Source organism: Mesorhizobium sp. LMG 17147 (genome assembly GCF_024297145.1).
In the GTDB taxonomy this organism is placed as follows: Bacteria; Pseudomonadota; Alphaproteobacteria; order Rhizobiales; family Rhizobiaceae; genus Mesorhizobium.
Map to the genome: position 1 here is coordinate 257,251 of NZ_JANCTC010000006.1, position 26,954 is coordinate 284,204.

The 26,954-nt window shown below is 61.9% G+C and carries 20 protein-coding genes and 2 tRNA genes; 16 read left to right on the top strand and 6 right to left on the bottom strand.

Annotated elements, in window-relative coordinates; genetic code table 11:
• Positions 1 to 13 precede the first annotated feature (13 nt).
• Positions 14 to 2,179: a phage infection protein gene (locus NMG46_RS14370; protein ID WP_254818302.1), complete on the top strand. Its 2,166-nt coding sequence runs from the start codon at positions 14 to 16 to the stop codon at positions 2,177 to 2,179.
• A gap of 137 nt (positions 2,180 to 2,316) precedes the next feature.
• On the opposite strand, the gene NMG46_RS14375 is transcribed toward NMG46_RS14370, so the two are convergent.
• The gene (locus NMG46_RS14375; protein ID WP_254818303.1) at positions 2,317 to 2,886 is read right to left on the bottom strand and encodes a hypothetical protein; all 570 of its coding nucleotides are present in this window, start codon (positions 2,884 to 2,886) and stop codon (positions 2,317 to 2,319) included.
• Between the two features lie 322 nt (positions 2,887 to 3,208).
• A tRNA-Asn gene (locus tag NMG46_RS14380) sits at positions 3,209 to 3,283 on the bottom strand.
• Between the two features lie 219 nt (positions 3,284 to 3,502).
• Here NMG46_RS14380 and NMG46_RS14385 point away from each other — a divergent pair.
• The 9 genes from NMG46_RS14385 (at position 3,503) to NMG46_RS14425 (ending at position 15,336) form a co-directional block, all read left to right on the top strand.
• A complete protein-coding gene (locus NMG46_RS14385) occupies positions 3,503 to 3,763 on the top strand; it encodes a hypothetical protein (RefSeq protein ID WP_254818304.1) in 261 nt (86 codons plus the stop codon).
• A gap of 472 nt (positions 3,764 to 4,235) precedes the next feature.
• A tRNA-Cys gene (locus tag NMG46_RS14390) sits at positions 4,236 to 4,309 on the top strand.
• Positions 4,310 to 4,398: 89 nt separating this feature from the next.
• Positions 4,399 to 5,067 (top strand): protein-L-isoaspartate O-methyltransferase, encoded by a 669-nt coding sequence (locus NMG46_RS14395; protein WP_254818305.1) that lies wholly within the window; start codon positions 4,399 to 4,401, stop codon positions 5,065 to 5,067.
• Between the two features lie 171 nt (positions 5,068 to 5,238).
• Positions 5,239 to 6,645: a TolC family outer membrane protein gene (locus tag NMG46_RS14400; RefSeq protein ID WP_254818306.1), complete on the top strand. Its 1,407-nt coding sequence runs from the start codon at positions 5,239 to 5,241 to the stop codon at positions 6,643 to 6,645.
• Positions 6,646 to 6,844: 199 nt separating this feature from the next.
• Positions 6,845 to 7,735, top strand: coding sequence for a PopZ family protein (locus NMG46_RS14405; protein WP_254818307.1), 891 nt, complete (start codon positions 6,845 to 6,847; stop codon positions 7,733 to 7,735).
• 391 nt (positions 7,736 to 8,126) lie between these two features.
• Positions 8,127 to 10,910 (top strand): valine--tRNA ligase, encoded by a 2,784-nt coding sequence (locus tag NMG46_RS14410; RefSeq protein ID WP_254818308.1) that lies wholly within the window; start codon positions 8,127 to 8,129, stop codon positions 10,908 to 10,910.
• Positions 10,911 to 11,291: 381 nt separating this feature from the next.
• Positions 11,292 to 12,512 (top strand): OmpP1/FadL family transporter, encoded by a 1,221-nt coding sequence (locus NMG46_RS14415; protein WP_254818309.1) that lies wholly within the window; start codon positions 11,292 to 11,294, stop codon positions 12,510 to 12,512.
• A gap of 276 nt (positions 12,513 to 12,788) precedes the next feature.
• Positions 12,789 to 14,513, top strand: coding sequence for a dihydroxy-acid dehydratase (ilvD, locus tag NMG46_RS14420; RefSeq protein WP_254818310.1), 1,725 nt, complete (start codon positions 12,789 to 12,791; stop codon positions 14,511 to 14,513).
• Complete coding sequence (locus NMG46_RS14425; protein ID WP_023678939.1) at positions 14,500 to 15,336, top strand: tetratricopeptide repeat protein; 837 nt, start codon at positions 14,500 to 14,502, stop codon at positions 15,334 to 15,336. The genes ilvD and NMG46_RS14425 overlap by 14 nt, the downstream gene beginning before the upstream one ends.
• 24 nt (positions 15,337 to 15,360) lie before the next feature.
• Here NMG46_RS14425 and NMG46_RS14430 read toward each other — a convergent pair whose 3' ends face one another.
• From NMG46_RS14430 to erpA, 4 genes are all read right to left on the bottom strand, one after another.
• A complete protein-coding gene (locus tag NMG46_RS14430) occupies positions 15,361 to 15,678 on the bottom strand; it encodes a hypothetical protein (protein WP_254818311.1) in 318 nt (105 codons plus the stop codon).
• Positions 15,679 to 15,755: 77 nt separating this feature from the next.
• Positions 15,756 to 16,550 (bottom strand): exodeoxyribonuclease III, encoded by a 795-nt coding sequence (gene xth, locus NMG46_RS14435; protein WP_254818312.1) that lies wholly within the window; start codon positions 16,548 to 16,550, stop codon positions 15,756 to 15,758.
• Between the two features lie 30 nt (positions 16,551 to 16,580).
• Complete coding sequence (locus tag NMG46_RS14440; RefSeq protein ID WP_254818313.1) at positions 16,581 to 16,970, bottom strand: VOC family protein; 390 nt, start codon at positions 16,968 to 16,970, stop codon at positions 16,581 to 16,583.
• 3 nt (positions 16,971 to 16,973) lie between these two features.
• A complete protein-coding gene (gene erpA, locus NMG46_RS14445; RefSeq protein WP_254818314.1) occupies positions 16,974 to 17,321 on the bottom strand; it encodes an iron-sulfur cluster insertion protein ErpA in 348 nt (115 codons plus the stop codon).
• Positions 17,322 to 17,394: 73 nt separating this feature from the next.
• Here erpA and NMG46_RS14450 point away from each other — a divergent pair, with 73 nt between their 5' ends.
• The 6 genes from NMG46_RS14450 to scpB all read left to right on the top strand — a co-directional run bounded on the left by NMG46_RS14450 (position 17,395) and on the right by scpB (position 26,937).
• Positions 17,395 to 18,609 (top strand): deoxyguanosinetriphosphate triphosphohydrolase, encoded by a 1,215-nt coding sequence (locus NMG46_RS14450; protein ID WP_254818315.1) that lies wholly within the window; start codon positions 17,395 to 17,397, stop codon positions 18,607 to 18,609.
• Positions 18,610 to 18,670: 61 nt separating this feature from the next.
• Positions 18,671 to 20,428, top strand: coding sequence for an arginine--tRNA ligase (gene argS, locus NMG46_RS14455; RefSeq protein WP_254818316.1), 1,758 nt, complete (start codon positions 18,671 to 18,673; stop codon positions 20,426 to 20,428).
• Between the two features lie 103 nt (positions 20,429 to 20,531).
• Positions 20,532 to 24,164 (top strand): SPOR domain-containing protein, encoded by a 3,633-nt coding sequence (locus NMG46_RS14460; RefSeq protein ID WP_254818317.1) that lies wholly within the window; start codon positions 20,532 to 20,534, stop codon positions 24,162 to 24,164.
• A gap of 118 nt (positions 24,165 to 24,282) precedes the next feature.
• Positions 24,283 to 25,302, top strand: a complete 1,020-nt coding sequence (gene nagZ / locus NMG46_RS14465) for a beta-N-acetylhexosaminidase (RefSeq protein ID WP_254818318.1) — start codon at positions 24,283 to 24,285, stop codon at positions 25,300 to 25,302.
• 58 nt (positions 25,303 to 25,360) lie between these two features.
• Entirely contained in the window at positions 25,361 to 26,161 is an 801-nt protein-coding gene (locus tag NMG46_RS14470) for a ScpA family protein (protein WP_254818393.1), read from the top strand.
• Positions 26,158 to 26,937, top strand: coding sequence for an SMC-Scp complex subunit ScpB (gene scpB / locus NMG46_RS14475; RefSeq protein ID WP_254818319.1), 780 nt, complete (start codon positions 26,158 to 26,160; stop codon positions 26,935 to 26,937). Before NMG46_RS14470 ends, scpB begins: the two co-directional genes overlap by 4 nt.
• Positions 26,938 to 26,954 lie beyond the last annotated feature (17 nt).

Genomic DNA, 26,954 nt, shown 5'->3' on the forward strand with positions numbered 1-26,954 from the left:
CGAGGGGGGATTCATGGATCACGTCAAAGTCGACCTGAAAAATTGCTACGGGATTAAGTCCCTTCAGCGAGATTTTGATTTCAGCAAGACCCGAGCCTACGCCCTTTACGCCCCTAACGGCGTGATGAAATCGTCCCTTGCGAAAACGTTCCAAGACGTGGCGGCCAACAGGCCGTCCGAGGATCGCATTTTCAAAACTCGCAAAACAGAGCGTCATGTCATCGATGAGAGCGGGGCGGAGATCGATGGCGACAGGGTGCTTGTGGTAATCCCCTATGACCAAGAACTAGGCATCACTGCAAAAACCTCCACGCTGCTGCTCGATCCGAAGATGAAGCGTGAATATGACGATCTACTTCGTGCGACGGCGGACGCTAGAACGGCCTTGGTCGCGGCCATTAAAGCGCAATCAGGCACCAAGAAGAATCCTGAGGAAGAGATATCTGCTGCAATTATGCAGAGTCAGACCGAATTCGATCAGGCGTTGATACGCGTGAAGCGAGAGGTGGAAGAGCAAAAAGATAATTTGTTTGCTGCTGTTCCGTATGACACGATTTTCAATGACAAAGTTATGGCGGCACTAAACACGAAGGATCTGAAAAGCGCCGTTCGGGATTATATGAAGCAGTATAATGACCTTTTGGCGTCGTCCACCTACTTCAAGCGTGGTACGTTTGACTACTACAACGCCGGCCAGATAGCCAAAAGTCTAACCGACAACGGTTTCTTTGATGCCAAGCACACCGTAAACCTGAATTCGGCATCTGGGAATCGGGAAATCACCAATGAGATCGAGCTAGAAGGGGTGATCGCGGAGGAGAAGGACGCAATCCTATCCGATGCAAAGCTTCGCAAAAAGTTCGATGATGTAGCAAAACAATTGCAGAAGAATGCAGAGCTCCGAGCATTTTGCGACTACATAAAGGACGAAGAGGCCTTACTGGCGAGAATGGCCAATCCGGAGCGCCTGCGTCAGGACGTTCTTAAGTCGTACCTAAAGACGAACGAAGCTCTCTATACCGACTGGATGGCGAAGTATGACGCCGCCGCTGCTAGGCGGAAGGTGCTTGAGAAGGCTGCCAAAGCACAACAGAGCCAGTGGAAAAAGGTTATTGAAATATTCAATGATCGATTCGTTGTGCCCTTCAAGCTAGAGGCCAAGAACGAAGCTGAGGTTACGCTCGGGCAGACATCAATTATTGAACTGGGATTCACCTATATCGACGGCCAGGAAACTGCGGAACTGCAAAAAAGCGACCTCCTTCAATCTCTCAGCACCGGAGAGCGAAAGGCGTTCTACATCCTCAATGTCATATTCGAGATTGAGACGCGCATTAAAAACAAGACCGAAACGCTCATCGTAGTTGACGATATCGCCGACTCGTTTGATTATCAGAATAAGTACGCGATTATTGAATACCTTAAAGACATCAGCGAGGATGGGCTTTTTAAACTAATAATAATGACTCATAACTTTGATTTCTTTAGAACAATTGAGAGCCGTTTCGTTAACTACAAGGCCTGCCTAATAGCATTGCGCGGCGATACAGGCATCACGTTAACTCAAGCCCTCGGAATTAGGAATATATTTACTAGAGACTGGAAGCTAGCCTTCTTTAAGGAGAACAAGAAGAAAATCGCCTGCATCCCATTTTTGCGAAATCTCGTAGAAATGACTGTTGGAGAGAAGTCACCCGTATTTATAAAGTTAACATCCATGCTTCACTGGAAGGGAGATAGTGATAAGATAAGGGTGGCCGACATTGACAAGATCTACAATGACCTTTGTCAGACCGCCGATAAGTCGGATAATCCCACCGATCTTATTTATGACCTGATCATCGCGCAGGCAGAGGACTCCGTGGCGAATCCTGGCGGGGGCTTGGAGAACAAGGTGGTTCTGGCTATTGCAATCCGGCTGCTTGCTGAACGCTTCATGATCGACAGGATCGCCGATCCGGCAGCGGTGGCCGCGATTGATGAGAAGCAAACCGCAAAACTCATAAAGCTCTACAAGACCAAGTTTCCGGGCGAGACCGAGAGTATCGCAGTCCTCGATCGAGTGGCACTCATGACACCGGAGAACATCCATGTGAACTCGTTTATGTACGAGCCGATCATAGATATGTCCGACGACAGTCTCAGAAAGCTCTATGGCCGAGTGAAAATCCTCAAATAAGCCAAGGTACCGCCGACAGATCTGAGACCTCGGCCGGCATCGCGGCCGATGCAAGGGGAGGGACGCTATCGAGCAAATTTCAAGACCGATGCCTTATGTGGCACGGCCTTCCAGAGCGCCGTCTCCCGTCCCAAGGTCTATTCTTCTGCAGGGACGGTCGTTTGCAAGCTCGCGCTCTGTACCCAGCGCGTGCGGTTCGTTTTGCGCTCGTGTATAGCCAGGAACAGAGCTCGTCCGTTGCTCAGCAGCGCGAGTGCGTCGCTGGTAAAGCGTGGTGAGACACGAAGCCAAGCTGTCCAGCGTGGCTCACCGCGGATCTTGTCCATGAGCCCCGTGCCCGGAGGTGGCTTGTAGATCGGGATCTGCCTACCGCGGTATTGACGATATTTGGGCGAGCCATACTCGTCGCGCTCCTGCACATCCTTGAGCGTCGCACGAATGTCGCCTGAGTCCAAGTTGTCGCCATAGATTGTGACCTCATAGGTGTCGCCCGCCCGTTCCTCCGGGCAGGTGGATATTCCGGCGACCGTCAGTCGAGTAGCGAACCGATACAGTGGGTCGTCATCATCTGAGTTCCAGGTGGACTCCGGCATGTAGACGCTGTAGTTGACGGCAGCTTCGACGCTCGCCTCGCAGTGTTCTACTCTGATGGCGAGATGCGTGTGTTCGTCTTCGTGCCTTTTCTGGCGCTTCGTCTTGCGGGGCATGGGATCATCCGCCTAGCTGTTCATCGATGGATGATGACTTGAGAGCCATCCACACAACCTTCGCGCATCGTAGCCCAAATCAGGCGACAGATTGCGGTTTTGTGGGCGAATGCTGCTGCGACTCGGCACGCCCAAGGGGAATCGACCCCCTATTACCGCCGTGAAAGGGCATTGGGCGACGGTGAAGTTCGTCCAAAGCCATCCGTTACGCTGATCGCGGCAATCATCAGAACAGGTGCATAGCGAAACCAAATTCTGTAGATATGCTGTAGATCGGCCGTTTTCCGGAGCTTTTTAGGATGGGCTAAGTCTTTGAAAAGATTGGCTCCCCGGGCCGGATTCGAACCAGCGACCAACCGGTTAACAGCCGGTTGCTCTACCACTGAGCTACCGGGGAACAGAGGCTCTTGCGTGAGTGGGGCAGCCTATAGCAAACCCGTTTCGGCTTTGCAAAGAAGCATTTCGCATTTTTTCGACGCTTTTTGGCGCGAGGCTTCCTGGCAGTGGCCGGCAAGCGCCCTCATATGAGCTGTCTCTCGCCTGTCACGGAACGGAAAAGGCCGTTGCGGCTTTCTCCGGGTGATGGCCTACTGATGCAAACGGATCGACATTTCACATGACGGCAATGAGCGACGACCAGCCACCAGCCCGGAAAATCTCGGTCTTCGGCCGCCAGTTCACCATGCCGCGCTCGCGCGGCCTCCGGATTGCGATCGGCGTCGTGCTGATCATCGGCGGCATTCTCGGCTTCCTGCCGATCCTGGGTTTCTGGATGGTGCCGATCGGATTGCTGGTCCTCTCCTACGAATTCGCGTTGGTGCGCCGTCACCGGCGCCGCTTCGTCGTCTGGTGGGAGCGACGCCGCCGGCCGGATTGAGGTTGCCCTGCTGACAGGCGGGAAACAGGGTAATTGTTTGAGAGCGGCGTGGTCATCACCGAGGCTGGTCGAAACAGCTTTCCAGGCGTTCGCAGAGCTCCTTGAGAACGGCGGTAGCCGATGCCAGCCGCGCCCGGTCGCGCGGCGGCAGGCTGTTTGCGCCTTCTACGCTGAGGCGATCGATGGCATAGCGCACAAGCTCTGCAGACTGCGACAATCCGCGCGGTGTGCCGTCTTTCGTAGCTGCTCGACCCATGGCGGAACCCTTCTTTCTGCCCAACGTGGCCGCCGGTTTCGGGTTCCTGTCGCCGAGGATCATCCTTAACGATAAGCTAATATGTTATTGCTAGCATGGCATTGCATTGATAAGCAGTGCCTCGATGTCGGAAGAACCGTTGGGAATGCATGGTGGCCGCTTGACGGCATTTTCGCCGCAACCTATTGGAGCCGGGTGGAACGCCGGGAGCAATGAGGCCTCGTGGCGGAGTGGTTACGCAGAGGACTGCAAATCCTTGCACCCCGGTTCGATTCCGGGCGAGGCCTCCAATGCCCGAGCTCCCGCGCGTCAGCGCCAGGGGGCTTCAGTTCCGGTCGAAACAGCCGCGGCCTTTGCGCGGCAAGCGGATGGTTGGAACATGAGCGCTGATTTTGCCGAACGCCGGGTGAAGATGGTCGACGGCCAGATCCGCACCACCGACGTGACCAGCGCACCGCTGCTCGAGGCTATGCTTGTCGTGCCGCGCGAGGCCTTTGTTGCCCCCGGCCAGCGTGACCTTGCCTATATCGACGAGGACATCCACATTGCCGATACGGCCGACGGTCCGCGCTATCTGATGGAACCGTCGCCATTGGCCAAGCTGATGCAGCTGGCCGATATCGGCCCAAGCGATTCGGCACTCGATGTCGGCTGCGGCACCGGCTATCCGGCGGCGATCCTGTCGCGGCTGGCAAGGTCCGTGGTGGCGCTGGAAAGCGATCCGGCGCTGGCCGAGACTGCCACTTCGACGCTTGCGGCGCTGGGTTGCGGCAATGTCACCGTGGTCCAGGGACCGTTGCCGCAGGGGCATGCCGACAAGGCGCCTTACGACGTCATCCTGATCGGTGGCAGCGTCGGCGAGGTGCCGGCGGCGCTGTTCGACCAGCTTGCCGAAGGCGGCCGACTCGTCGCCGTGGAAGGGCAGGGCAATTCGGGCGTAGCCCGGCTTTTTTTTAAGACTGGGGGGGTTGTAACGGGAAGACGCGCATTTAATGCGGCAATTAAGCCACTACCGGGATTCGAACGCATTCCCGCCTTCGAATTCTGAGTGATTTTGCCTTGCAGCGAAGGCGCTGTCATGATCGCTTGCGTTTGAACAATCGTTGCTGATCTGCATAACCGGGCGTTTCTGGGGGCTTTCAGCGGGGGAACGATAAAAAACGCGGCGCCGGCTGATCAGAAGGAGAAGCCAGCGTGGCGCAGTTCCCGTGCAAAACGAATGAGGGAATATAACGTGCCGTCTGTACGCAAGTTACTTTTTACCGCCGTCCTCGTTTCGGCGACCGCGCTGTCTCCACTGGCCGCCTCGGCCGAAACCATTCTCGGGGCGCTTTCAAAGGCCTATCAGAACAATTCCTCGCTTAATTCTTCACGCGCCGGCGTTCGCGTCACCGACGAGGGCGTTGCCATCGCCAAGTCCGGCTGGCGCCCGACCGTAACGGGTTCCGCGGACATCGACTACACCAGCACCCACGTCAATGGTACTAGTCGAACCGCGCGCATAACCACGGGCAACTTTGGCGTCCAGATCAACCAAACCCTGTTCGACGGCTTCCAGACCAAGAACAACGTCGCTGCCGCTGAAGCGCGGGTCCGCGCTTCGTTCGAAAGCCTGCGCAACACCGAAGAGAACACGCTGTTCAACGCAGCGAGCGCCTATATGGATGTGATCCGCGACCGCCAGATTGCGGTGCTGACCGAACAGAACCTGCAATTCCTGACCGAGCAGGCGCGTGCGGCGCGTTCGCGCTTCGAGGTCGGCGAGGGTACCCGCACCGACGTCGCGCAAGCCGACGCCCAGCGTGCCTCCGCGGTGGCGCAGTTGAGTGCCGCCCGCGCCACGGCACTGGCAAGTGCTGCGACCTATCGCCAGATCGTCGGCGACGAGCCGGGCAGGCTCAGGCCGGCTTCGCCGCTTTCGAAGCTGTTGCCGTCGAGCCTCGATGCGGCGATCGCGATCGCGTCGGCCGAGCATCCGGCCATCCTCGCCACCGCGCATCTGGTCGACGCGGCGGCGTTTTCGGTGAAATCGGCCGAAGGCGCGTTGCTGCCGCAGCTTTCGGCCAGCGCCGGCGTCTCCAGCGACTATCGCAACACGGTTCCAGGCGTCCTTGGGGCGTCGCAGGATGGCACCAGGACGTCGGCGAACATCGGCGCCACGCTGATCGTGCCGATCTATTCGGGCGGACGGACCTCGGCGACCGTTCGCCAGTCGAAGGAATCGCTCAGCCAGGCCCGTATCGAGGTCGATGTCAGTCGCGACCAAGTGCGCCAGGCTGTGACCTCGGCATGGTCGCAATACACCGCCGCGCAGCAAAGCGTCACGGCCAACCGGCAGGTGGTCGCCGCCGCACAGCTTGCCCTGAACGGCGTCATCGAAGAGCGCAATGTCGGCCAGCGCACCACGCTCGACGTGCTCAACGCGCAGGCGACCCTCATCACCGCCAAGATCAATCTTGTCAGCGCCGAACGAGACGTTGTGGTGGCGAGCTATGCCATCCTCTCGGCGGTTGGCCATTTGTCCGCAGACCGGCTTGCGCTCAATGTGACGAAGTACAGGCCCGAAGAGCATTACAATGCCGTCAAGGACAAGTGGATCGGCCTGCGCACGCCGGACGGCCGCTGATCGCCAGGCCGTGTCTTCAGCCCGCGCTCGAACGACGCGCGGGCTTCAACTCCCGACCCTAATCTGTTGAAATCCGAGATGTCGCCAGATTGGGGATTCTCGCAAGGCGTTCCGTCGGTTACGCTGTTGCCATGATTCGAATCCGGCGTTTGCCGGACAGGAAATCTGAGAACGAGTCACAAGGGCGGCGGATGTGACGATGGCGACGGCGAGCAGCGTACAGCGCGAACCTTCCATGGAAGAGATACTGGCTTCCATCAGAAGGATCATCGAGGACAGCGATACCGGCCGCAAGCAGCCGGGCGAAGCGGACGAGCTGCGCCAGGATCTGCAACCGGCACCGGCAGCCGGACGCACGGCGGAGGCGGATGCGTTCCGCTCCGAACTGCGCGGCGGACTGGAGATCGCCAAGCCGGCCACGCGGGCCGAGGTGCAGCCAACGGCCGCGCCGGTCATTGAGCGCCTGGAAACGCCGCTCCGCCCCGGCCCGGCAAAAGCACCGGTGACGCTGGCTGAGGTGAACGCCGCTCCCGCACCGGCCGCAAAGCCGGATCGGCCTGCGATGGCCAACGCTGGCGAGACGACCGACACCATCATTGCCGATTGGCGGCGCGAGATCGCCGCGGTCGGCGACGCGATGACCAAGCCGGAGCGCGCCGAGCCACCCCGGACGCCGGACGCCGAGCCGAAAGCCGAGGTTTTCGAGGATGAGGCGACTGCTGGACCTGCGCCGGAGCTTTCGGAAATTGAGCCGGAGCTTTCGGAAAGCGGCCCGGAACCTTCGAAAATCGGCCCGGAACCTTCGAAAATCGGCCCGGAATCTTCGAAAGTCGGATTGGCGCGTCCGGCGGGCAGCGAGCCGCCGCCCGCACGCCCGGCGATCCTTTCGGAGCATACGGGCCGGCAGGTTGCCGCCGCCTTCGGCGAGCTTTCCGACGCGTTTGCCAGCCGCAGCAAGAAGACCTTCGACGAGATGGCCGAGGAGATGCTGCGGCCCATGCTGCAGGACTGGCTGGACAACAACCTGCCGACGCTGGTCGAGCGACTGGTGCGCGAGGAAATCGAGCGCGTCGCGCGCGGCGCACAGTAGCAGTTCGCAGGAAACGCCGCCGATAGGCGGCTCGACCGGCGAATTGTCGAAGTCGGCGCTGCCCTTCATCCGCCTGCCGGCACCTTCTCCCCGCATAGTGACGGGGAGAAGGGGCTGGCCGCAACCTCGGCATTCTTTCCGCAACGCGGGAGGTTGACGAAATCGTTCGCGAAGGTGTCTTTCGCCCAGTCACCATACGGGGAGAAATGCCCGGCAGGGCAATGAGGGGCGGTGCAAACCTGAAGCGATTGCCTTGCAACATTCAGTTCCGCGAGTTGCACCGAACCATCCCGGCGCTATCTATTGGCCATGCCGCCCTTGCGGTTGACTTGGCAACAACCTTCCGATTTACACCGGACCACAAATTCCGGACAGCGCGGACCGTTTTCCCATGCTCGAAAAGACCTACGACGCCAAAGCCGTCGAGCCGAAGATTGCCAGGATCTGGGAAGAGGCCGACGCGTTTCGGGCCGGCGCCGGGGCCGAGGACGGGGCTGAAGCCTTCACCATCGTCATCCCGCCGCCGAACGTCACCGGCTCGCTGCATATGGGCCACGCGCTCAACAACACGCTGCAGGACATTCTGGTGCGCTTCGAGCGCATGCGCGGCAAAAACGTGCTGTGGCAGCCGGGGATGGATCATGCCGGCATCGCCACGCAGATGGTGGTCGAGCGCCAGCTGATGGAAAAGCAGATCCACCGCCGCGACCTGACGCGCGATGAGTTCATCGACAAGGTGTGGGAGTGGAAGGCAGAATCCGGCGGCGCCATCCTCAACCAGCTGAAGCGGCTCGGGGCCTCGGCCGACTGGAGCCGGGAGCGCTTCACCATGGACGAGGGCCTGTCCAAGGCCGTGCTCGAAGTGTTCGTGACGCTCTACAAGGAAGGGCTGATCTACAAGGACAAGCGCCTTGTGAACTGGGACCCGAAGCTGTTGACCGCCATCTCGGATCTCGAGGTCGAGCAGCAGGAAGTCAACGGCAACCTCTGGCACTTCCGCTATCCGGTTGAAGGCATGACCTTCGATCCGGAAAATCCGAAGACCTTCATCACCGTTGCGACGACCCGGCCGGAGACGATGCTGGGCGATACCGCTGTCGCAGTCCACCCCGACGACGAAGGTTTCCGGCATCTTGTCGGCAAGAAACTCATCCTGCCGATCGTCGGCCGCAGGATTCCGGTGGTCGCGGACGAATATTCCGATCCCGAAAAAGGCAGCGGTGCGGTCAAGATCACGCCGGCGCACGACTTCAACGATTTCGAGGTCGGCAAGCGCCACCGGCTGCCGGCGGTCAACATCCTCGCCGTCAATGCGGCGGTGAGCCTCAAGGACAATGAGGACTTTCTCGCCGGGCTGGAAGTGACGCCGGAGCGCCAGGCCGTATGGGACAGCCTCGACGGCCTCGATCGTTTCGATGCACGTAGGAAGATCGTCGAGTTGATGGAGGCGGGCGGCTTTCTCGAGAAGGTCGAGCCGCATCGCCACACGGTGCCGCACGGCGACCGCGGCGGCGTGCCGATCGAGCCGTTTCTGACCGACCAATGGTATGTCAATGCGGCGGAACTGGCCAAGCCGGCGATCGCCTCGGTGCGCGAGAGCCGTACCAATTTCGTGCCCAAAAACTGGGAAAAGACCTATTTCGACTGGATGGAGAACATCCAGCCCTGGTGCATTTCGCGCCAGCTCTGGTGGGGCCACCAGATCCCCGCCTGGTATGGGCCGGACGGGCATGTCTTTGTCGAAAAGACCGAGGAAGAGGCACTCGGTGCCGCCGTCGAATATTATCTGGCGCTGGAAGGGCCGTGGAAGGCCTGGGTCGAGGACAAGCTCGAGAATTTCCAGCCTGGCGAGATCCTGACCCGCGACGAGGACGTGCTCGATACATGGTTCTCGTCGGCGCTGTGGCCGTTCTCGACACTTGGCTGGCCGGACCAGACGCCGGAGCTGAAGACCTATTACCCGACCGACGTGCTGGTGACCGGTTTCGACATCATCTTCTTCTGGGTCGCCCGCATGATGATGATGGGCCTGCATTTCATGGATCAGGAGCCGTTTCATACCGTCTATGTCCATGCGTTGGTTCGCGACAAGAACGGGCAGAAGATGTCGAAGTCGAAAGGCAACGTCATCGATCCGCTCGAGCTCATCGACGAATACGGCGCCGATGCGCTGCGCTTCACCTTGACGGTGATGGCAGCGCAAGGGCGCGACGTTAAGCTCGATCCGGCCCGCATTGCAGGTTATCGCAATTTCGGCACCAAGCTGTGGAACGCGACGCGCTTCGCCGAGATGAACGAAGTGGCGCACGACGACGATTTCTGGCTGCAGGACGCCAAGCTGGCGGTCAACCGCTGGATCCTGACGGAGCTGACGCGAGCCGCGCGCGACATAACCGACGGCATCACCTCGTACCGCTTCAACGAGGCGGCGGGTGCTGCCTACCGGTTCGTCTGGAACCAGTTCTGCGACTGGTATCTGGAACTGCTGAAGCCGGTGTTCATGGGCGCCGACGAGGCCGCCAAGGCCGAGAGCAGGGCATGCGTCGCCTTCGTGCTGGACGAGATCTACAAGCTGCTGCATCCGATGATGCCGTTCATGACCGAAGAACTGTGGGCCGAAACCGCCGGCGAGGGTAGGCAACGGCCGTCGCTGCTTTGTCATGCGGCTTGGCCGTCGCCCGACTTCGAGGACGAGGCGGCCGCCGCCGATATTAACTGGCTGGTCGATCTCGTCTCCGGCATCCGCTCGGTGCGTTCGGAGATGAACGTGCCGCCGGCGGCGATCGCACCGCTCGTGGTGATCGGCGCCAACGAAACGACACGCGAAAGGCTCGAGCGTCAGGGCTCGGCCATCAAGCGTCTGGCGCGGGTCGGCGACATCTCGCTAGCGGAGGCGCCACCCAGGGGATCCGCCCAGATCGTCGTCAACGAGGCGACCATCTGCCTGCCGCTCGGCAGCCTGATCGACCTTGCCGCCGAGGCAGCGCGCCTGCACAAGGAGCTTGCCAAGGTGACCGAGGAAATAGCGCGGCTTTACAAGAAGCTGTCCAACGAGAAATTCGTCGCCAACGCGCCGGAAGAGGTAGTGGAGGCCGAGCGTGAAAAACTCGCCGAATATCGCGAGGCGCAAGAGAAGCTTTCGGTCGCATTGGCGCGGGTTCGCGATGCGGGCTGATCAAACAAACTGGGCCGGCTGGCCGCAATAGATTCGCCGGTCGCGAATCTGCTTTCCAGCTGCGCCGCTTGCCACGAAAACAGGCATTCCGCAGCGTAAATCTTGAGGCAAACTGAATGTTTTTGCCCCATTGTTGCCATAATGTAACAATGGCCGGGCGGGCAGGCAAAATCCCCTGTTCCCTGGTGATTTAGGCGGTTTTCCCGAGTTTTCTCGTCGATTTGTATTGAGGCGGCCATTTTCCCGCCTCGGTAAGAAGGCCGACACCTTGTCGGAAATGCGTTCCGCCAAGGTATACATGTACGCACGGCGAATTCGTTGTTGCGCCGTTAACCTGAATTGGTTCTAGCTTGATGCAAGGACATTTCGGGGAGGAGATTCATGTGTTGTTCGCGTCTGAAAGTGCTGCTGGGCGCGGGGGCTTTTTCGCTGGGTTTTGCCGGGACGGTGCAAGCCGGGGGCTTTGACCGGGGCGGCGTCAACATCGACCAGCTGTTCGACGCGGCGCCTTATTCGTTCGATGCGGGCGTCACCTATGTTTCGCCACAGCGCAAGCTGAAGAACGTGCAGCGCCTGGATGGCTCGGGATTGTCGACGTCGGCGGTGGATGTTGGTGGCGACTATGCGGTGCCGCATGTCGGCATCAAGGCCAACATCTTGGAGCCCGTAGACTGTCTTGCCACCTATACGAGACCGTATGGTGCGGACGCAAATTTCGGCATGAACAACGCCTATTCGCCGACAGCGGTCAAATACGCCGTCGACACAGACGATTTCGGTCTCACCTGCTCCTATAAGGTGAACGTCGGCAAGGGCGCCATACGATTCATCGGCGGTGTCTCCTACCAGCAGGTAGACGCGTTTCTTTCCCGTCAGACACTGCTCGCCTTCGGCAATACCGGCCTCGGCATCTTCAAACTATCCGACGAGGCATGGGGTTGGCGTGCGGGCGCAGCCTATGAGATCCCCGAGATCGCTCTGCGCGCCAGCCTGATGTACTCTTCGAGCTATAAATATGACGGGCTGTCGGGAACCGTCGACACGACCGGCTTCAGGGGCGCCTTTCCAGCGGATCTGATTCCCGGCTCTACCGGCGTGTACCCAGTCTCGGCGTCGGCTGAGATACCTCAAGCTCTGGAATTCAAGCTGCAGAGCGGCATAGCTCCTGGCTGGCTGGCCTTTGGTTCCGTCCGCTGGCAGGAGTGGAGCAAGCTTGGCGTCATTGCCATCAATGGCGTGCGCAGTCCGGTAACCGGTGCTCCCTCGCCCGTTTCATTCGATCTGCTTTATCGCGACGGCTGGACGGTCACCGGCGGTATCGGTCACAAGTTCACTGATCAATTGTCGGGCGTGGTTTCGCTGACCTGGGATCGCGGCACCTCGACGACCTCCGGCTATCAGTCGGATACCTGGGCCGTGGCCAGCGGCGTCTCCTATTCGCCGAACGATCAGGTCGAGGTCAGGCTCGGCGGCTCGATCGGTGTGCTGACGAGCGGGTCATCGACTTTCAGCGGTGTCGGCGACGAGGCAAATGCGGTCACCTATAGCTACGACAACGACCTGCTTCTCGCCGGTTCGGCTTCCGTCAAGATCAAGTTCTAACTACGGATTTTTAAACGACAAAACGGCCGGGCACTGCCCGGTCGGTTCGCTCGGCGCTCGTCCGGCATTCGGCGGCGCAACAATTGCCCCCAAGATGTTCGCTCCTGTAATTGTGACGTTTTGGCAACAGTTTCTGAACAACCCTCGCGCCACCCGGCCGCCCGGGAACATTGCCCATTTCCCGCCATAAACGCGGCGCACCTCGAATTTGTCTCGGGACACGCGCCAAAAGGCTAGGCGAAGAGGCAGGCCGCACCGCCCGCGGCAAGGACGAGTATGGACACCAGAGCGATCTCCAAGGCCAAGCTGCCGAGCCGCCACGTGACCGTTGGTCCCGAGCGGGCGCCGCATCGCTCCTACCTCTATGCTATGGGGCTGTCGGCGGCCGAGATCGCGCAGCCGCTGGTCGGTGTCGCCAGCTGCTGGAACGAAGCCGCACCCTGCAACATCTCGCTGATGCGCCAGGCGCAAGTGGTCAAGAAGGGTGTGGCGGCGGCCAACGGCACCCCACGCGAATTCTGCACCATCACCGTCACCGACGGCATCGCCATGGGCCATCAGGGCATGAAGTCGTCGCTGGTGTCGCGCGAGGTCATCGCCGACTCGGTCGAGCTCACCATGCGCGGCCATTGCTACGATGCGCTGGTCGGATTGGCCGGTTGCGACAAGTCGCTGCCAGGCATGATGATGGCTATGGTGCGCCTCAACGTACCGTCGATCTTCATCTATGGCGGCTCGATACTGCCCGGCAGCTACCGTGGCCGGCAGATCACCGTGCAGGACGTGTTCGAGGCGGTGGGCCAGCACTCGGTCGGCACCATCGGCGACGCCGAGCTGCTCGAGATCGAGCAAGCCGCATGTCCTTCGGCCGGCTCCTGCGGCGCCCAGTTCACCGCCAACACCATGGCCACCGTCGCTGAGGCCATCGGCCTGGCGCTGCCCTATTCCTGCGGCGCGCCTGCACCCTACGAGATGCGTGACCGCTTCAATTTCGCTTCCGGCGAAAAGATCATGGAGCTGATCGCAAGGAACATCCGCCCGCGCGACATCGTTACCATGGAAGCGTTGGAAAATGCCGCGACCGTGGTCTCGGCCACCGGCGGCTCGACCAACGCGGCGCTGCATCTGCCGGCGATCGCGCACGAGGCCGGGATAAAGTTCGATCTCTTCGACGTGGCCAGGATATTTGAGAAGACACCCTACATCGCCGACCTCAAGCCGGGCGGCAAATACGTCGCCAAGGACATGTTCGAGGCCGGCGGAATTCCGCTCTTGATGAAGACGCTGCTCGACCATGGCTACCTTCATGGCGATTGCCTGACGGTGACTGGCCGCACTTTGGCCGAAAATATGGAACATGTTTCCTGGAATGACAGCCAGGATGTGGTCCGTCCCGCCAACAGGCCGATTACCCAGACCGGCGGGGTCGTGGGCTTGAAGGGTAACCTTGCCCCCGAAGGCGCGATCGTGAAGGTCGCCGGCATGACGGAGCTGAAATTCTCGGGTCCGGCGCGCTGCTTCGATTCGGAAGAGGAATGTTTCGAAGCGGTTACGCATCGCAACTATAGGGAAGGCGAGGTTCTCGTCATCCGCTACGAGGGTCCGCGCGGCGGCCCGGGCATGCGCGAAATGCTGTCGACGACGGCGGCTCTCTACGGCCAGGGCATGGGCGGCAAGGTGGCACTCATCACCGACGGGCGTTTTTCGGGCGCAACGCGTGGTTTCTGCATCGGCCATGTCGGGCCGGAAGCGGCAGTGGGCGGCCCGATCGGGCTGCTTAGGGATGGCGACTTGATCTCGATCGATGCGGTGAACGGCACGATCGAGGTTGCATTGTCCAAAGCCGAACTGGCGGCGAGGGCAAAGGCATGGAAGGCGCGCACGACCGACTATCAGTCGGGCGCGATCTGGAAATACGCACAGACGGTCGGATCTGCCCGCGACGGCGCGGTCACCCATCCCGGCGGTGCCAAAGAAACACACTGCTATGCGGACATCTGAGTTGTTGAGGTCGTCTGTCCTTTCGGCACTGGTTGCGCTCGCCACGTTTGGCGCGACCTTGGGCGCCGTCGGCCAGGCCATGGCCTTCGACGACAAGGTGTTCGACGACAAGACCGGCGTGAAGCCGCAGTCGAGCCCGTGGGCGGTGTTCCAGTTCGGCTTTTCCGCCTACAAGAACGGCCATAAGGAGCAGGCTGCGGAAGCCTATAAATATGCCGCGGAGAACGGCCAGATCGGCGCCACCTGGAAGCTTGCGCGCATGTATGCCGAAGGCGACGGCGTGGCGCGAGACGACTACGCGGCGTTCAAGTTCTTCTCAGAGATCGTCGACCAGGATGTCGAGCCCGGTTCGCCCGAGGAAAGCTATGTTTCGGACGCACTGGTAGCGCTTGGCGACTATCTGAGGAAGGGCATTCCCGGCAGCCCCGTCGAGGAGAACGAGGTTGCGGCCCAGGAATATTACATGCGTGCCGCCGCCAACTACCGCAATCCGAACGCCCAGTTCGAGATGGGCCAGATGTTCCTCAAGGGTGAGGGCGGCGTCAAGGCCAGCGTCAAGCAGGCCGGACGCTGGTTCCAGCTGGCGGCCGAAAAGGGCCATGCGGGCGCGCAGGCGACGCTCGGCAATCTGCTCTTCCAAAGCGGCAAGATCGTGCGGGGGCTGGCGATGATGACCGCGGCGCTCGAACGGGCCTCACCTGCCGACCAGCCATGGATCCGCGGCATGCAGGAAGAAGCGTTTGCCGCCGCCGGCGAAGCCGACCGCCGCACCGCGATCTCGCTGGCCGACGACATCCTCACCAAGGGTGGCGGCGACCAGTAGGCCGGCAGAAATTCCGTTTTGAGATCAATTCTCGTTCGGTTCCGCCGGCATGCCGCTGGGCGCCGGCGTTGAGATCGGCGTGCCTTGCAAATGCGGGGCCGGCGTGTCCTCCGGGCATCCATCCCGCTGCTTTGTCCAGGACGTGTTGTTGAGCACCATCTCGCAACGGGCGAGGTAGCTTTGGCCGGCAGGCGTCAGACAGGCGACCCGGCCGATCTGGAATGATTTGCCGTTGGCAAGGCACTCTGCATCGGCAAAAGCCGGGGTCGCCACCGCCATCGCAAGCGCGCAGCCAATCGGGCAGAGTGCAAATCGAGTAGTCATGGGAACCCCAGCCACCATGATGATTTCGCATCAAGCGCGCGATTTGTGGCGATAAGAGGTCAACTTATCAATGTGCCGCCGGACGGCAGGTCCGGTCAGGCTGGCCGCAGCGCCAGATCGATCGCCACCGGCACGTGGTCGGAGGGTTTTTCCCAGGCACGCACCTGCTTCTCGATCGAAGCCGACGAAAACCAGTTGGCGGCTTCGGGCGACAGAAGCAAATGGTCGATGCGGATGCCGTTGTTCTTCTGCCAGGCGCCGGCCTGATAGTCCCAGAACGTAAAGACGTCCGCGGAGTCGGTGACGGCACGCACGGCTTCGGTGAAGCCGAGATTCTTCATTCGCCGGAACGCCTGCCGCGTCGCCGGCTGGAACAGTGCATCGCTTAGCCAGTTTTCCGGATATTTCGCGTCGATCGGCTCGGGAATGACATTGTAGTCGCCGGCCAGGACCAGCGGCTCTTCCAGAGCAAGCCGCTCCTCGGCCCAGCGCTCAAGTCGCGACATCCAGGAAAGCTTGTAGGAGAACTTCTTCTCGTCGTCGATCGGGTTGCCGTTCGGCAGGTAGATCGAGGCAACGCGCAAGGCGCCCTTGTCGGTCGAGAACACGCCCTCGATGAAACGCGCCTGTTCGTCGGCATCGTCGCCCGGCAAGCCGCGATTGACCTCATCGAAACGCAGCTTCGACAGGATGGCGACGCCGTTGAAGCCTTTTTGGCCGTAAGTCTCGACATTGTAGCCGAGCGCCTCGATCTCGGCGCGAGGAAACTGCTCGTCGACCGTCTTGATCTCCTGCAGGCAGGCGATGTCGGGCGCGCTTTCCGTCAGCCAATGGGTCAAATTGCCGATGCGGGCGCGAACGCCGTTGATGTTCCAGGTGACGATTTTCATGGCGGCCTCGATAGGCTGGTGGTCCGGAGACTAGCGATCCGGTGGATGACGTTCGACAAGGCCGATCGTATTGCCTGCCGGGTCCTTTAGGAAGGCCATCCATTCGCTTTCCCCGGCTTGGCCGAACAGGCCTTCGGTGTCGCGGTGAACGAGCGCCGGCGGCGCGGTGAAGGGGATGCCGGCGGCCTTTGCCGAAGCGTGGAATTCGTCGAGGCCCGATATATCGAGATAGACGGTGCCGGCCGGCAGGCCGTCGGTGAAAAGCAGGCGCACGTCACCGGCCAGGATGAAGGCGATGCCCGGCGGGTCGAAACGCGCGTGCAGGCTCATGCCGAGCACTTCGCGCCAAAACGCCAGCGTCGCATCGAGGTCGCGCCCGGCGGAAAGCGCGACCTGACGGACCGCGCCGATGATCGGCATGATCTAGATGGAGAAGCTGGTGCCGCAGCCGCAGGAGGCGACCGCATTGGGGTTTCTGATCTGGAACGACTGGCCCATCAGATCGTCGACGAAATCGATCACCGAGCCGCCCATGTAGACCAGCGACAGGTCGTCGATAAGTACGGTGGCGCCGTCCTTTTCGATGGCGACGTCGTCGTCATTGCGCCTGTCGACCAGATCGAACTTGTAGGAAAAGCCGGAACAGCCGCCGCCCTCGACCGAAACGCGCAGCGCCGTCTTACCGGCTTCGCTCGCCACGATCTTGGCGATCCGCCTGGCGGCGGCGTCGGTCATCTCGACTTTCATGGCGGTCTTGGCATCAGCGCCCATGGGCGTCACCTTGCTTTCGGTTTTGTATGATAGGTATGAAGCGCGACGGGGCAAGTCAACTGCGGCATACGCTATGACCAACGAGTTGGGCGACATCGGATTCGGCTATCGGCCGCGCGCGGCCTATGCCAGCGACCCGGCGAAGTCGCGCGGGCGGCTGTTCGACGAGGTGGAAAGCCCGACGCGCACGCCATTCCAGCGCGACCGCGACCGCATCATCCATTCGACGGCGTTCCGCCGGCTGAAGCACAAGACGCAAGTGTTCGTCGCGCACGAAGGCGACCATTACCGCACGAGGCTGACGCATTCGATCGAGGTCGCGCAAATCGCACGCGCTCTGGCGCGGGCACTGCGCGGCGACGAGGACCTGGCCGAGGCGGTGGCCCTGGTGCACGACTTCGGCCACACGCCCTTCGGCCATACCGGCGAGGACGCGCTGAATGAGAAGATGGCCGCCTGGGGCGGCTTCGACCACAATGCGCAGTCGCTGCGCGTGGTGACGCGGCTGGAGCGGCGCTATGCCGAGTTCGATGGGCTGAACCTCACCTGGGAAACGCTGGAGGGGCTGGTCAAGCACAATGGCCCGCTGACCGATGCCAAGGGCAAAGGGCTGAAGGGGCCGGTGCCGCAGGCGATCCGCGACTATTCCGAACTGCACGACCTCGAGCTCGACCGCTTCGCCGGTATCGAGGCGCAGTGCGCGGCGATTGCCGACGACATCGCCTACAACACCCACGACATCGATGACGGCTTGAGGGCAGGGCTGTTGACGCTCGATATGCTGGAGGGCGTTTCGCTGCCGGGGTCGATCCTCAAGGGCGTGCGTCAGCGCTATCCGGCGCTCGATGACGTACGCACCGGCCACGAGCTGATGCGCCGGCAGATCACCATCATGGTCGAGGACGTGATCGTCTCGACGACGGCCAATCTGGCGCGCATCAAGCCTGACAGCGCCGAAGCGGTGAGGGCGGCCGGCGAGACGATGGTGAGCTTCTCCGCCGAAACAGCCGTATCGGAAAAGGAGCTGAAGGCCTTTCTTTACAAGCATCTCTACCGGCACGCGGACGTCATGCGGGTGCGCGCCGAGGCCGACCAGATCGTCAGGGACCTGTTCGACGTCTATTTCGCCGATCCGCGCGCCATGCCGGATGGCTGGCGCGAAGGGCTCGACCGGGCAGAGGACCGCGTCAAGGCGCGCAGTGTTGCCGATTTCCTGGCCGGCATGACGGACACTTATGCGCTCAAGGAACACCGGCGTTTGTTTGACCATACGCCGGATTTGAGCTAGGGCGGGCTCGATTTTGCCGGCCAGCGAGCCGGACCCCTGCAAAACCGTCAGAGCCACAGCAATGAACATCTTCGCCGATTTCAACGCGCGAATCATAAAGGCCGTCGAAGCGCTTGATTTGAAAGACAAGGATGGCGCGTCGCCGGACCTGTCGCGCATCGCTGTCGAGCCGCCGCGCGATGCCAGCCATGGCGACCTCGCGACCAACGCTGCCATGGTGTTGGCCAAGCCGACCGGCCAGAATCCGCGCGCGCTGGCAGAAAGGCTGGCTGAGGCGCTGCGCGCCGACGAGGATATCGCGGCCGCCGAGATCGCCGGCCCGGGCTTCGTCAATCTCAGGCTCAAGGACGGCTTCTGGCAGGCGCATCTGACGGCGCTGCTCGGCGAAGGCCGCAATTACGGCCGCTCGACGATCGGCGGCGGCAAGAAAACCAATGTCGAATATGTCTCGGCCAACCCGACCGGGCCGATGCATGTCGGCCATTGCCGGGGTGCCGTGGTCGGCGACGCGCTCGCCAATCTGATGGCCTTCGCCGGTTACGACGTGACCAAGGAATATGTCATCAACGATGCCGGTTCGCAGATCGACGTGCTCGGACGCTCGGTCATGCTGCGCTACCGCGAGGCGCTTGGCGATGAGATCGGCGACATTCCGGCCGGGCTTTATCCAGGCGACTATCTGATCCCCGTTGGTCAAGCGCTGGCCAGCGAATTCGGCCGCTCCCTGCTGCAGATGCCGGACGAGGAGGCGCTTGCCATCGTCAAGGACAGGACGATCGATGCGATGATGACGATGATCCGCGAGGATCTGGCGCTGCTCAACGTGCATCACGACGTCTTCTTCTCCGAGCGGACGCTGCATGCCAACAATGCGAAGAAGATCCGCTCGGCGATCAACGACCTGACGCTGAAGGGCCACATCTACAAGGGCAAGCTGCCGCCGCCCAAAGGCGAGAAGCCGGACGACTGGGAGGACCGCGAGCAGACGCTGTTCCGCTCGACCGCAGTCGGCGACGACATGGATCGGGCGCTGGTCAAGTCGGACGGCACCTTCACCTATTTCGCCGCCGATGTCGCCTACCTCAAGGACAAGGTCGATCGCGGCTTCGTCGATCTGATCTATGTGCTTGGTGCCGACCATGGCGGCTATGTGAAACGGCTGGAAGCGCTTGCCCGGGCGATTGCCGGCGACGAGGTCAAGCTTACCGTGCTGCTTTGCCAGCTGGTGAGGCTGTTTCGCGCCGGCGAGCCGGTTCGCATGTCGAAGCGGTCGGGCGAGTTCGTGACCTTGCGCGAAGTGGTCGAGGAGGTCGGCCGCGACCCGATCCGCTTCATGATGCTCTATCGCAAGAACGACGCGCCGCTCGACTTCGACTTCGCCAAGGTGACCGAGCAGTCGAAGGATAATCCCGTATTCTACGTGCAGTATGCCTCGGCGCGCTGCCATTCGGTGTTCCGGCAGGCGAGCGAGCAATTGGGCGAGGCCATGTTCGACCGCAACCAGCTGGCCGCCGAAGTGGCTTTGCTGACCGACGAGGGTGAGATCGGCCTGATCAGGAAGCTCGCCGAATATCCTCGGCTGATCGAAGCCGCGGCCCTCGCGCTCGAGCCCCACCGGCTGGCATTTTACCTCTATGAACTCGCTTCCAGCTTCCACGGACACTGGAACCGGGGCACCGACAATCCCGACTTACGTTTTGTTAAGGTTAACGACCGACAATTGACGTATGCCAGACTAGGGCTGGTGCAGGCTGTTTCGGACGTTTTGACGTCCGGCCTGACGCTGATCGGAGCCAATGCGCCCACCGAAATGCGTTAGGTTTGAGTAAAAAACCTGTCACCTTTTGCCCACATTGCGCTGGTAAGGGCCAACCCTACGCGACGTCCATGGCGTCCGAATGAGTGCGAGTTCGGGAACAATAATGGCAGACAGAACCCAGCTGAGAGCAGCCGACCACAACGACATCGCCAACGATGATCCGTTCGCGGAACTGACCAGGATCATGGGGTTCGACCCGCGCCAGCCGGTCAAACCGCAAACGCCGGCCCAGCCGAAAACCGCTGCCGCCGAACCGTCGGTGGACGAGGGCGATTTCGAGATCGATCTCGAGAAGGAGTTGATGGGCGAATTCGGCGCCGACGCCAATCATAATGCTTCCCCTGCCAAGCTTCGCGAGCCGACACCCGAACCGGCCGCCGCCGACGAAATGGAGGACGCGCTTGCCGCCTCGTTCGAACAGGATTTCGCGTTCGACGGCAGTGCGGTGGATGATGGTGCTGCTGTTGCGGCCGCTCCTGTTGCCGCCGACGAAATTGCCTCCGGCGAAAGGGCGTTCGCTCCCGCTGTCGAGCCGGAGTTCGATGAAGAGTTCGATAACGCCGTCGCCGGCTCGCTCGAAGACGTGTCGCCGTTCGAGGACGACCTTTCGAGTGACGACGAACTTGCCGCCTCGCTCGACCAGGATTTTCGGCTCGACGACGATGTGACCGGCGAGGACGAACCCAGGGCCGCGGCCGAGGCGATCGAGCTGGTCGACGAGCCCGCCTTCGACAACGAGTTCGACGACGCCGTGGCAAGCTCGCTCGAAGACGAACTAATGCTCGAAGAGCATGAGCCGATGGAGCAGGCGGTCGCCGCTGAAACGGCGGCGCAAGCGGCCGCGCCTGCGTTCGATGACGAGTTCGACGATGCGGTTGCAAGCTCGCTCGAAGACGAGCTGATGTTCGACGAGCAGGAGCCGGCTGATAACGCCGCCCCGGTATCGCCGGTTGAGGCGGCCGATGAGAATTTTGCCGGCCATGCCGATGATGATGTCGACATGGACTTCGACGTTCGTGCGAACGAGCCTGCCGAAATCGAAGAACCAGAGTTTATCGAAGAGCTGTCGATCGAAGAGCCAGAGGCCGCCCGGCTTTCCGGCACGGCCGCTGAAGCGGCGCTCGACGACGATTTCGATCTGAGCTTCGACGATGCGCCTGCCGAGCACGCCGAACAGCCGGTAGCGCAGGTCGTTGCAGCCGAACCAGCGGCCCCGGCCGCCGCTGTCGTCCCAACGGCCCCAGTGGCTGAGGAACGCAGCCTGGAGGACGAACTGAACGCGCTGTTGGGTGCGATGAGCACACGGCCGGCACAAGCGGTCAACGAACCTCAGACAAGCCAGCAGCCTGCCCAGCAGCCTGCCCAGAAGCCCGTGATGGCTGTTCAGCAGCCCATCGCGCCGGTAATTCAGAAGCCCGCAGTGGCTGCTGAACTGCCAATGGCGGCGGTCAAAGACGTCGCCAACGACCCGGTGCATGCTGTCGACGAGCTGGATTGGGAACTCGACGAGCACGAGCCCGCTGAGCCGCAGCAGTCCAGTGCCGCCGATGACGCCGATCTTGGCAGTGTCCTCCTCGATGAGCTTGAAGGCGAGGATTTCGGTGTTGAAGCCGCTACCGGACCTGCGGGTGATTTAGACAACGATGCGCTCGACGCCGACTTCGCCAGGAACATCGGCCTGGATCATGACTCGGCCGACAAGAGTGCGGCAGCTGCTGCCGAAGAAGACCCGCTCGATGCGCTGAACTGGCTGACGACACGCGCCACGCCGCCCGAGCCGGCCCGCTCGTGGAGCCGCGTGACGCCGGTCGCACAGCCTCAACCCGCTTTTGCAAGCCAGCCGGTGGCTTCGGCGCGTCCGGCACCACCACCGCAACCGGCTGCAACGCCATCCTATCGGGCCGCACCGGTCGAAGAGAGGCCGTCCTATGAAGGCCAGGTATCCCGTGAAGATAGGTCATCCTATGAAGATCGGCCCGCCTACATGGAAGCTGCGCCAAGCTCGCATCAACAGCCTTCCGCCTATGACGAGATGCCCGATGTCGAGACGGTCGACGTGCCCGAGCGCGTCGTGGCGCTGGCGGACGATCTCGACATTCCGGAGCTCAACTTCGACGATGACGAGCCGGTGGCGCCCGCCTACGACGATCTCGATGCCGATTTTGCCAGCCTTCTCACCGAAATGAATGCCACGGATATAGCGCCGGCCCCGGTGCGCAGTGCTGGCTATGACGATGAATACGATGCCGGCTTAGCGTCTGGCTACAAGCAAGATCGCGGCGAGACGCGCGCCTATGGCGCAAAGCCTGCGGAAGCCCCTGTCAGCCCGGCAGCCGCTTCCTATGCGGATGCAGCGGACGGTTTCGATCTGGGCTCGTTGCCCGGCGGCCAGCCGGTTTCGCAAGCCGACGATTTCACCTTCGATGAGCTCGACTACGATCCCGAACTGGACGAGGAGATGTCGGTTCCCGGCCTCGCCGAACGCGAGGCCGAAAGGCAGCCGCGCAGGCGCGGGCTGCTGATAGGTGCGGTGGTCGGCGCCGTTGCGGTCGCCGGAGGCCTTGGCGCCTTTGCGTTGACCCTCGGCGGCAAGAGCGGCGGCGATGCGCCGGTCATCGTCAAAGCCGACAACAGGCCGATCAAGATCAAGCCGGAAAATCCAGGCGGCACTGTCGTGCCGAACCAGGACAACAAGGTTTATGACGCTGTGGCCAAGGGCGCAAAGCCCGCCGAGCCGGTTCAGCAGAAGCTGGTCACCAACACCGAAGAGCCTGTGGACCTGAAGGCCAACGAACCGGAGAGCCGCGTCGTCGATCTTTCGCCCAATGACCCCGATGCCGCGGACGACATCGACGCGCCCGGTACCGTGGCGTCCGATAGCAATGCGTCTGGCACCAACGCGCCTGACACAAATGCGCTTGGCGCCAATGCGGCTGGCGCTACCGACACCGCCGCCGCGCCGGCGCCGAAGTCCGAGGATCGCATCGCGCAGGTTCTGCAGGAGGTCGACAAGGGTGCCGAGACCGTCGCCGTTGCGCCGCGCAAGGTACGGACCATGGTCGTGAAACCTGACGGCTCGCTGGTGGCGCGCGAAGATCCGGCGCCAGCCGCCCCGCAGATGGCTGCTGCCGAGCCGGCCGATCCGGCGCCGCAGCACGTGGCTCCGGCCGCCCAGGCGGACGCTGCCGCGCAGACCGGCACCGTGCCCCTGATCGACCAAATGACAAGCGACCCGAAGATTGGCGACCCGAAAATTGGCGACCAGCCGAGTGGCGATCAGGCGAGCGGCGATCAGGCCGAAACCTCCAAGCTGAAGCCGGCGCCCAAGCCCGAGACAAAGGCTGAAGCCCAGCCGTCAGCCAGCAAGCAGTCGGCCACCACCCCGGCCACGGTTCCGGTGGCGCCGCAGCGCCCGTCCGACCAGCCGGTCGACGTGGTCGGCGAGGTCAAGCCCGATCAGGTTGCTTCCATCGATCCGGCCGCTGCCGGCGCTGGTTCGTGGTCGATACAGATCGCTTCGCAGCCGACAGTCGAAAGCGCCCAGGCGACTTACCAGGATCTGCAGCGCCGCTACGGCAGCGTGCTTTCCGGCCGCACCGCCAACATCGTCAAGGCCGAGATTGCCGGCAAGGGCACCTTCTACCGCGTCCGCGTTCCGGCGCAGTCTCGCAACGAGGCGATCAAACTGTGCACCAGCTACAAGGCTGCCGGCGGCAATTGCTTCGTGTCCCACTAGCGGCACCGAAGCCCCTCGAAAAGCCGGCGCCCGCGCCGGCTTTTTTGCGTGAACGGAAACTTTTGGAGGCAATTGCGGGCGATTCCCTTTGTCGTCGCGAAGCTCTAAACTGTTCCGCATGACCGAATCAAAATCCATGATCCTCGGCTGCGCCGGGAAATCACTGACCCGCGACGAGATCCGTTTCTACCGCAACGAATGCCCGTGGGGCTTCATCCTGTTTGCGCGCAATATCGGCGAGACCGAGCAGATCCGCGATCTGGTCGCCGCCATGCGCGACTGCGTCGGGCGTGCGGACGCGCCGGTATTCATCGACCAGGAGGGCGGCCGCGTGCAGCGCCTGCGGCCGCCGCTTGCGCCGAACTATCCGGCTGCCGGTGCACTCGGCGCCTTGTGGCGCGACGACCATGACGCCGGCACCCGTGCCGCATGGTTGATGGCGCGGCTGCATGCCTTCGACCTGCTGCGCTACGGCATCACGGCGGATTGCCTGCCGGTGCTCGACGTGCCGATCGAGGGCGCCAGCGACGTCATCGGTGCGCGCGCCTATGGCAAGGAGCCGCGCGCCGTCATCGAATTGGGTCGCGCCGCGGCGGAAGGCCTGATGGCGGGCGGCGTGCTGCCCGTGATGAAGCATATTCCCGGTCATGGAAGGGCCTTCGCCGATACGCATTTCGAACTGCCGACCGTCGACGCCTCGATCGGCGACCTGCAGCGGCATGATTTTGCGCCATTCAGGGAGCTCAACCATTTACCGATGGCGATGACGGCGCATGTCGTCTATAGCGCGATCGACCCGAAGAACCCGGCCACCACATCCGGCAAGGTCATCGAAAAGATCATCCGCGGCGAAATCGGCTTCGACGGTCTGTTGATGAGCGACGACACTTCGATGAAGGCACTTTCTGGGGATTTCCCGTCAAAGGCGGCCGCTATCCTTGCGGCGGGCTGCGATCTGGTCCTTCACTGCAACGGCGTGTTCGAGGAGATGGCCGGCATTGCATCGCGAACGACCGGGCTTGAAGGCAAGTCGTTTGAGCGCGCGGAGCGGGCGCTGACCTATATCAGGAACCGTGACGTTGCGGACGAGACCGAGATTCGGGCCGAATTTGCGAGTTATTTCGACGCGGTAGCCTAGCATCAAAGGAAGCGAAGTGGCGGAAGCATTGGACCTGAAGGCCGGCAAGGCCGCACCGATGGACCGCTTGTGGGCCGAGAATGACGATTCCCGGCTGACCGGCGATCCGGCGTTGGTCGTCGATGTGGCCGGTTTCGAAGGTCCGCTCGATCTTCTGCTGCATCTTGCCCGCAATCAGAAGGTCGACCTGTCGCGCATCTCGATCCTGGCGCTGGCCGAACAGTATCTGGCGTTCGTCGAGAAGGTGAGGGCGCTGAGGCTGGAGCTTGCCGCCGACTATCTGGTGATGGCAGCGTGGTTGGCGTTTCTCAAGTCGAAGCTCCTGATCCCCAAGCAGCCCGGCGACGAAGGCGAAAGCGGCGAGGAACTGGCGGCGGTGCTGCAGTTCCGGCTGAAGCGGCTGGAGGCCATGCGCGACGCGGCGGCACGGCTGGTCAACCGCAACCGGCTCGGACGCGACGTCTTTGCACGCGGCATGCCGGAGATGGTGATCGTCGAGAAGCGCAATGCCTATTCGGCCTCGCTCTATGACCTGTTGACCGCCTATGCCCAGCAACGCCAGAAGCAGGCGATCACCAATGTGACGATTGCCAGGCGCGGCGTGTGGTCGCTCAAGGATGCGCGCGACGTGCTGACCAGGCTGATCGGGTCGCTGCGCGACTGGACGGCGCTCGACAGTTTCCTGGTCGAATATCTGGCCGGCCCGGAAGAGCGGCGCACCGCGGTTGCCAGCTCGTTTGCGGCGACGCTGGAACTGGTGCGCGAAGGCAAGATGGAAATGCGGCAGGACCAGGTTTTCGCGCCGCTTTATCTGCGCGGCCGCGCCCAGGCCATCAAGATAGTCGAGGGGACATCATGAGCGAACGCGCCAACGCTTCGGTCATTCCGTTCAAGGTCGAGGACGACGCCGAGCAAGGCGCGGTCGCCGAGAACCCGGCACAAAATCAGGGGCAGAATTTGTCGCGGAATCCTGGCGAGCGGCTGCATATGGCGGAGGCCGTACGGATGGCCGAGGCGATCGTATTCGCCAGCGCCGAGCCGGTCAGCGAAAAACAGCTCACTTCGCGGCTGCCCGACGGCATCAACATTGCCGCGGCAATGGCCGAACTGCAGCAGATCTATGCGCGGCGCGGCGTCAATCTGGTGCGCGTCGGCGATGCCTGGGCGTTTCGCACCGCCGGCGACCTAGCCTTCCTGATGAGCCGTGACACGGTGCAGCAGCGCAAACTGTCCCGCGCTGCCCTCGAAGTGCTGGCGATCATCGCCTACCACCAGCCGGTAACGCGCGCCGAGATCGAGGACATCCGCGGCGTCGAAACGTCAAAGGGGACGCTCGACACGCTGATGGAGACCGAATGGGTGAGGATGCGCGGCCGGCGCCGCACGCCCGGCCGTCCCGTCACCTATGGCACGACCGATATTTTCCTCGACCATTTCGCACTGGAGGAGATACGCGATCTCCCCGGGATGGAGGAATTGAAGGGTGCGGGGCTGCTGTCCGGCCGTATGCCGTCGAATTTCTCGGTGCCGCTGCCGCCGGCCGACCCCGATGCGCTCACCGATGACGAGGATCCGCTGACCGATATCGACCTCGAGGAACTCGGTCTTTTGACGCCGCGCGTCACGGAAGATTGAGCCGAGCGCCATCTTAA

Bases quoted from the DNA above. Each gene is read 5' to 3' on its own strand.
- NMG46_RS14400 (WP_254818306.1), top strand. From the start codon at position 5,239: ATGAGGGAATATAACGTGCCGTCTGTACGCAAGTTACTTTTTACCGCC.
- NMG46_RS14425 (WP_023678939.1), top strand. From the start codon at position 14,500: ATGCGGACATCTGAGTTGTTGAGGTCGTCTGTCCTTTCGGCACTGGTT.
- NMG46_RS14440 (WP_254818313.1), bottom strand. From the start codon at position 16,970: ATGCCGATCATCGGCGCGGTCCGTCAGGTCGCGCTTTCCGCCGGGCGC.
- NMG46_RS14460 (WP_254818317.1), top strand. From the start codon at position 20,532: ATGGCAGACAGAACCCAGCTGAGAGCAGCCGACCACAACGACATCGCC.
- NMG46_RS14375 (WP_254818303.1), bottom strand. From the start codon at position 2,886: ATGCCCCGCAAGACGAAGCGCCAGAAAAGGCACGAAGACGAACACACG.
- erpA (WP_254818314.1), bottom strand. From the start codon at position 17,321: ATGGGCGCTGATGCCAAGACCGCCATGAAAGTCGAGATGACCGACGCC.
- NMG46_RS14410 (WP_254818308.1), top strand. From the start codon at position 8,127: ATGCTCGAAAAGACCTACGACGCCAAAGCCGTCGAGCCGAAGATTGCC.
- NMG46_RS14370 (WP_254818302.1), top strand. From the start codon at position 14: ATGGATCACGTCAAAGTCGACCTGAAAAATTGCTACGGGATTAAGTCC.
- NMG46_RS14470 (WP_254818393.1), top strand. From the start codon at position 25,361: ATGGACCGCTTGTGGGCCGAGAATGACGATTCCCGGCTGACCGGCGAT.
- NMG46_RS14395 (WP_254818305.1), top strand. From the start codon at position 4,399: ATGAGCGCTGATTTTGCCGAACGCCGGGTGAAGATGGTCGACGGCCAG.
- NMG46_RS14385 (WP_254818304.1), top strand. From the start codon at position 3,503: ATGACGGCAATGAGCGACGACCAGCCACCAGCCCGGAAAATCTCGGTC.
- NMG46_RS14430 (WP_254818311.1), bottom strand. From the start codon at position 15,678: ATGGTGGCTGGGGTTCCCATGACTACTCGATTTGCACTCTGCCCGATT.
- scpB (WP_254818319.1), top strand. From the start codon at position 26,158: ATGAGCGAACGCGCCAACGCTTCGGTCATTCCGTTCAAGGTCGAGGAC.
- argS (WP_254818316.1), top strand. From the start codon at position 18,671: ATGAACATCTTCGCCGATTTCAACGCGCGAATCATAAAGGCCGTCGAA.
- NMG46_RS14405 (WP_254818307.1), top strand. From the start codon at position 6,845: ATGGCGACGGCGAGCAGCGTACAGCGCGAACCTTCCATGGAAGAGATA.
- NMG46_RS14415 (WP_254818309.1), top strand. From the start codon at position 11,292: ATGTGTTGTTCGCGTCTGAAAGTGCTGCTGGGCGCGGGGGCTTTTTCG.
- ilvD (WP_254818310.1), top strand. From the start codon at position 12,789: ATGGACACCAGAGCGATCTCCAAGGCCAAGCTGCCGAGCCGCCACGTG.
- xth (WP_254818312.1), bottom strand. From the start codon at position 16,550: ATGAAAATCGTCACCTGGAACATCAACGGCGTTCGCGCCCGCATCGGC.
- NMG46_RS14450 (WP_254818315.1), top strand. From the start codon at position 17,395: ATGACCAACGAGTTGGGCGACATCGGATTCGGCTATCGGCCGCGCGCG.
- nagZ (WP_254818318.1), top strand. From the start codon at position 24,283: ATGACCGAATCAAAATCCATGATCCTCGGCTGCGCCGGGAAATCACTG.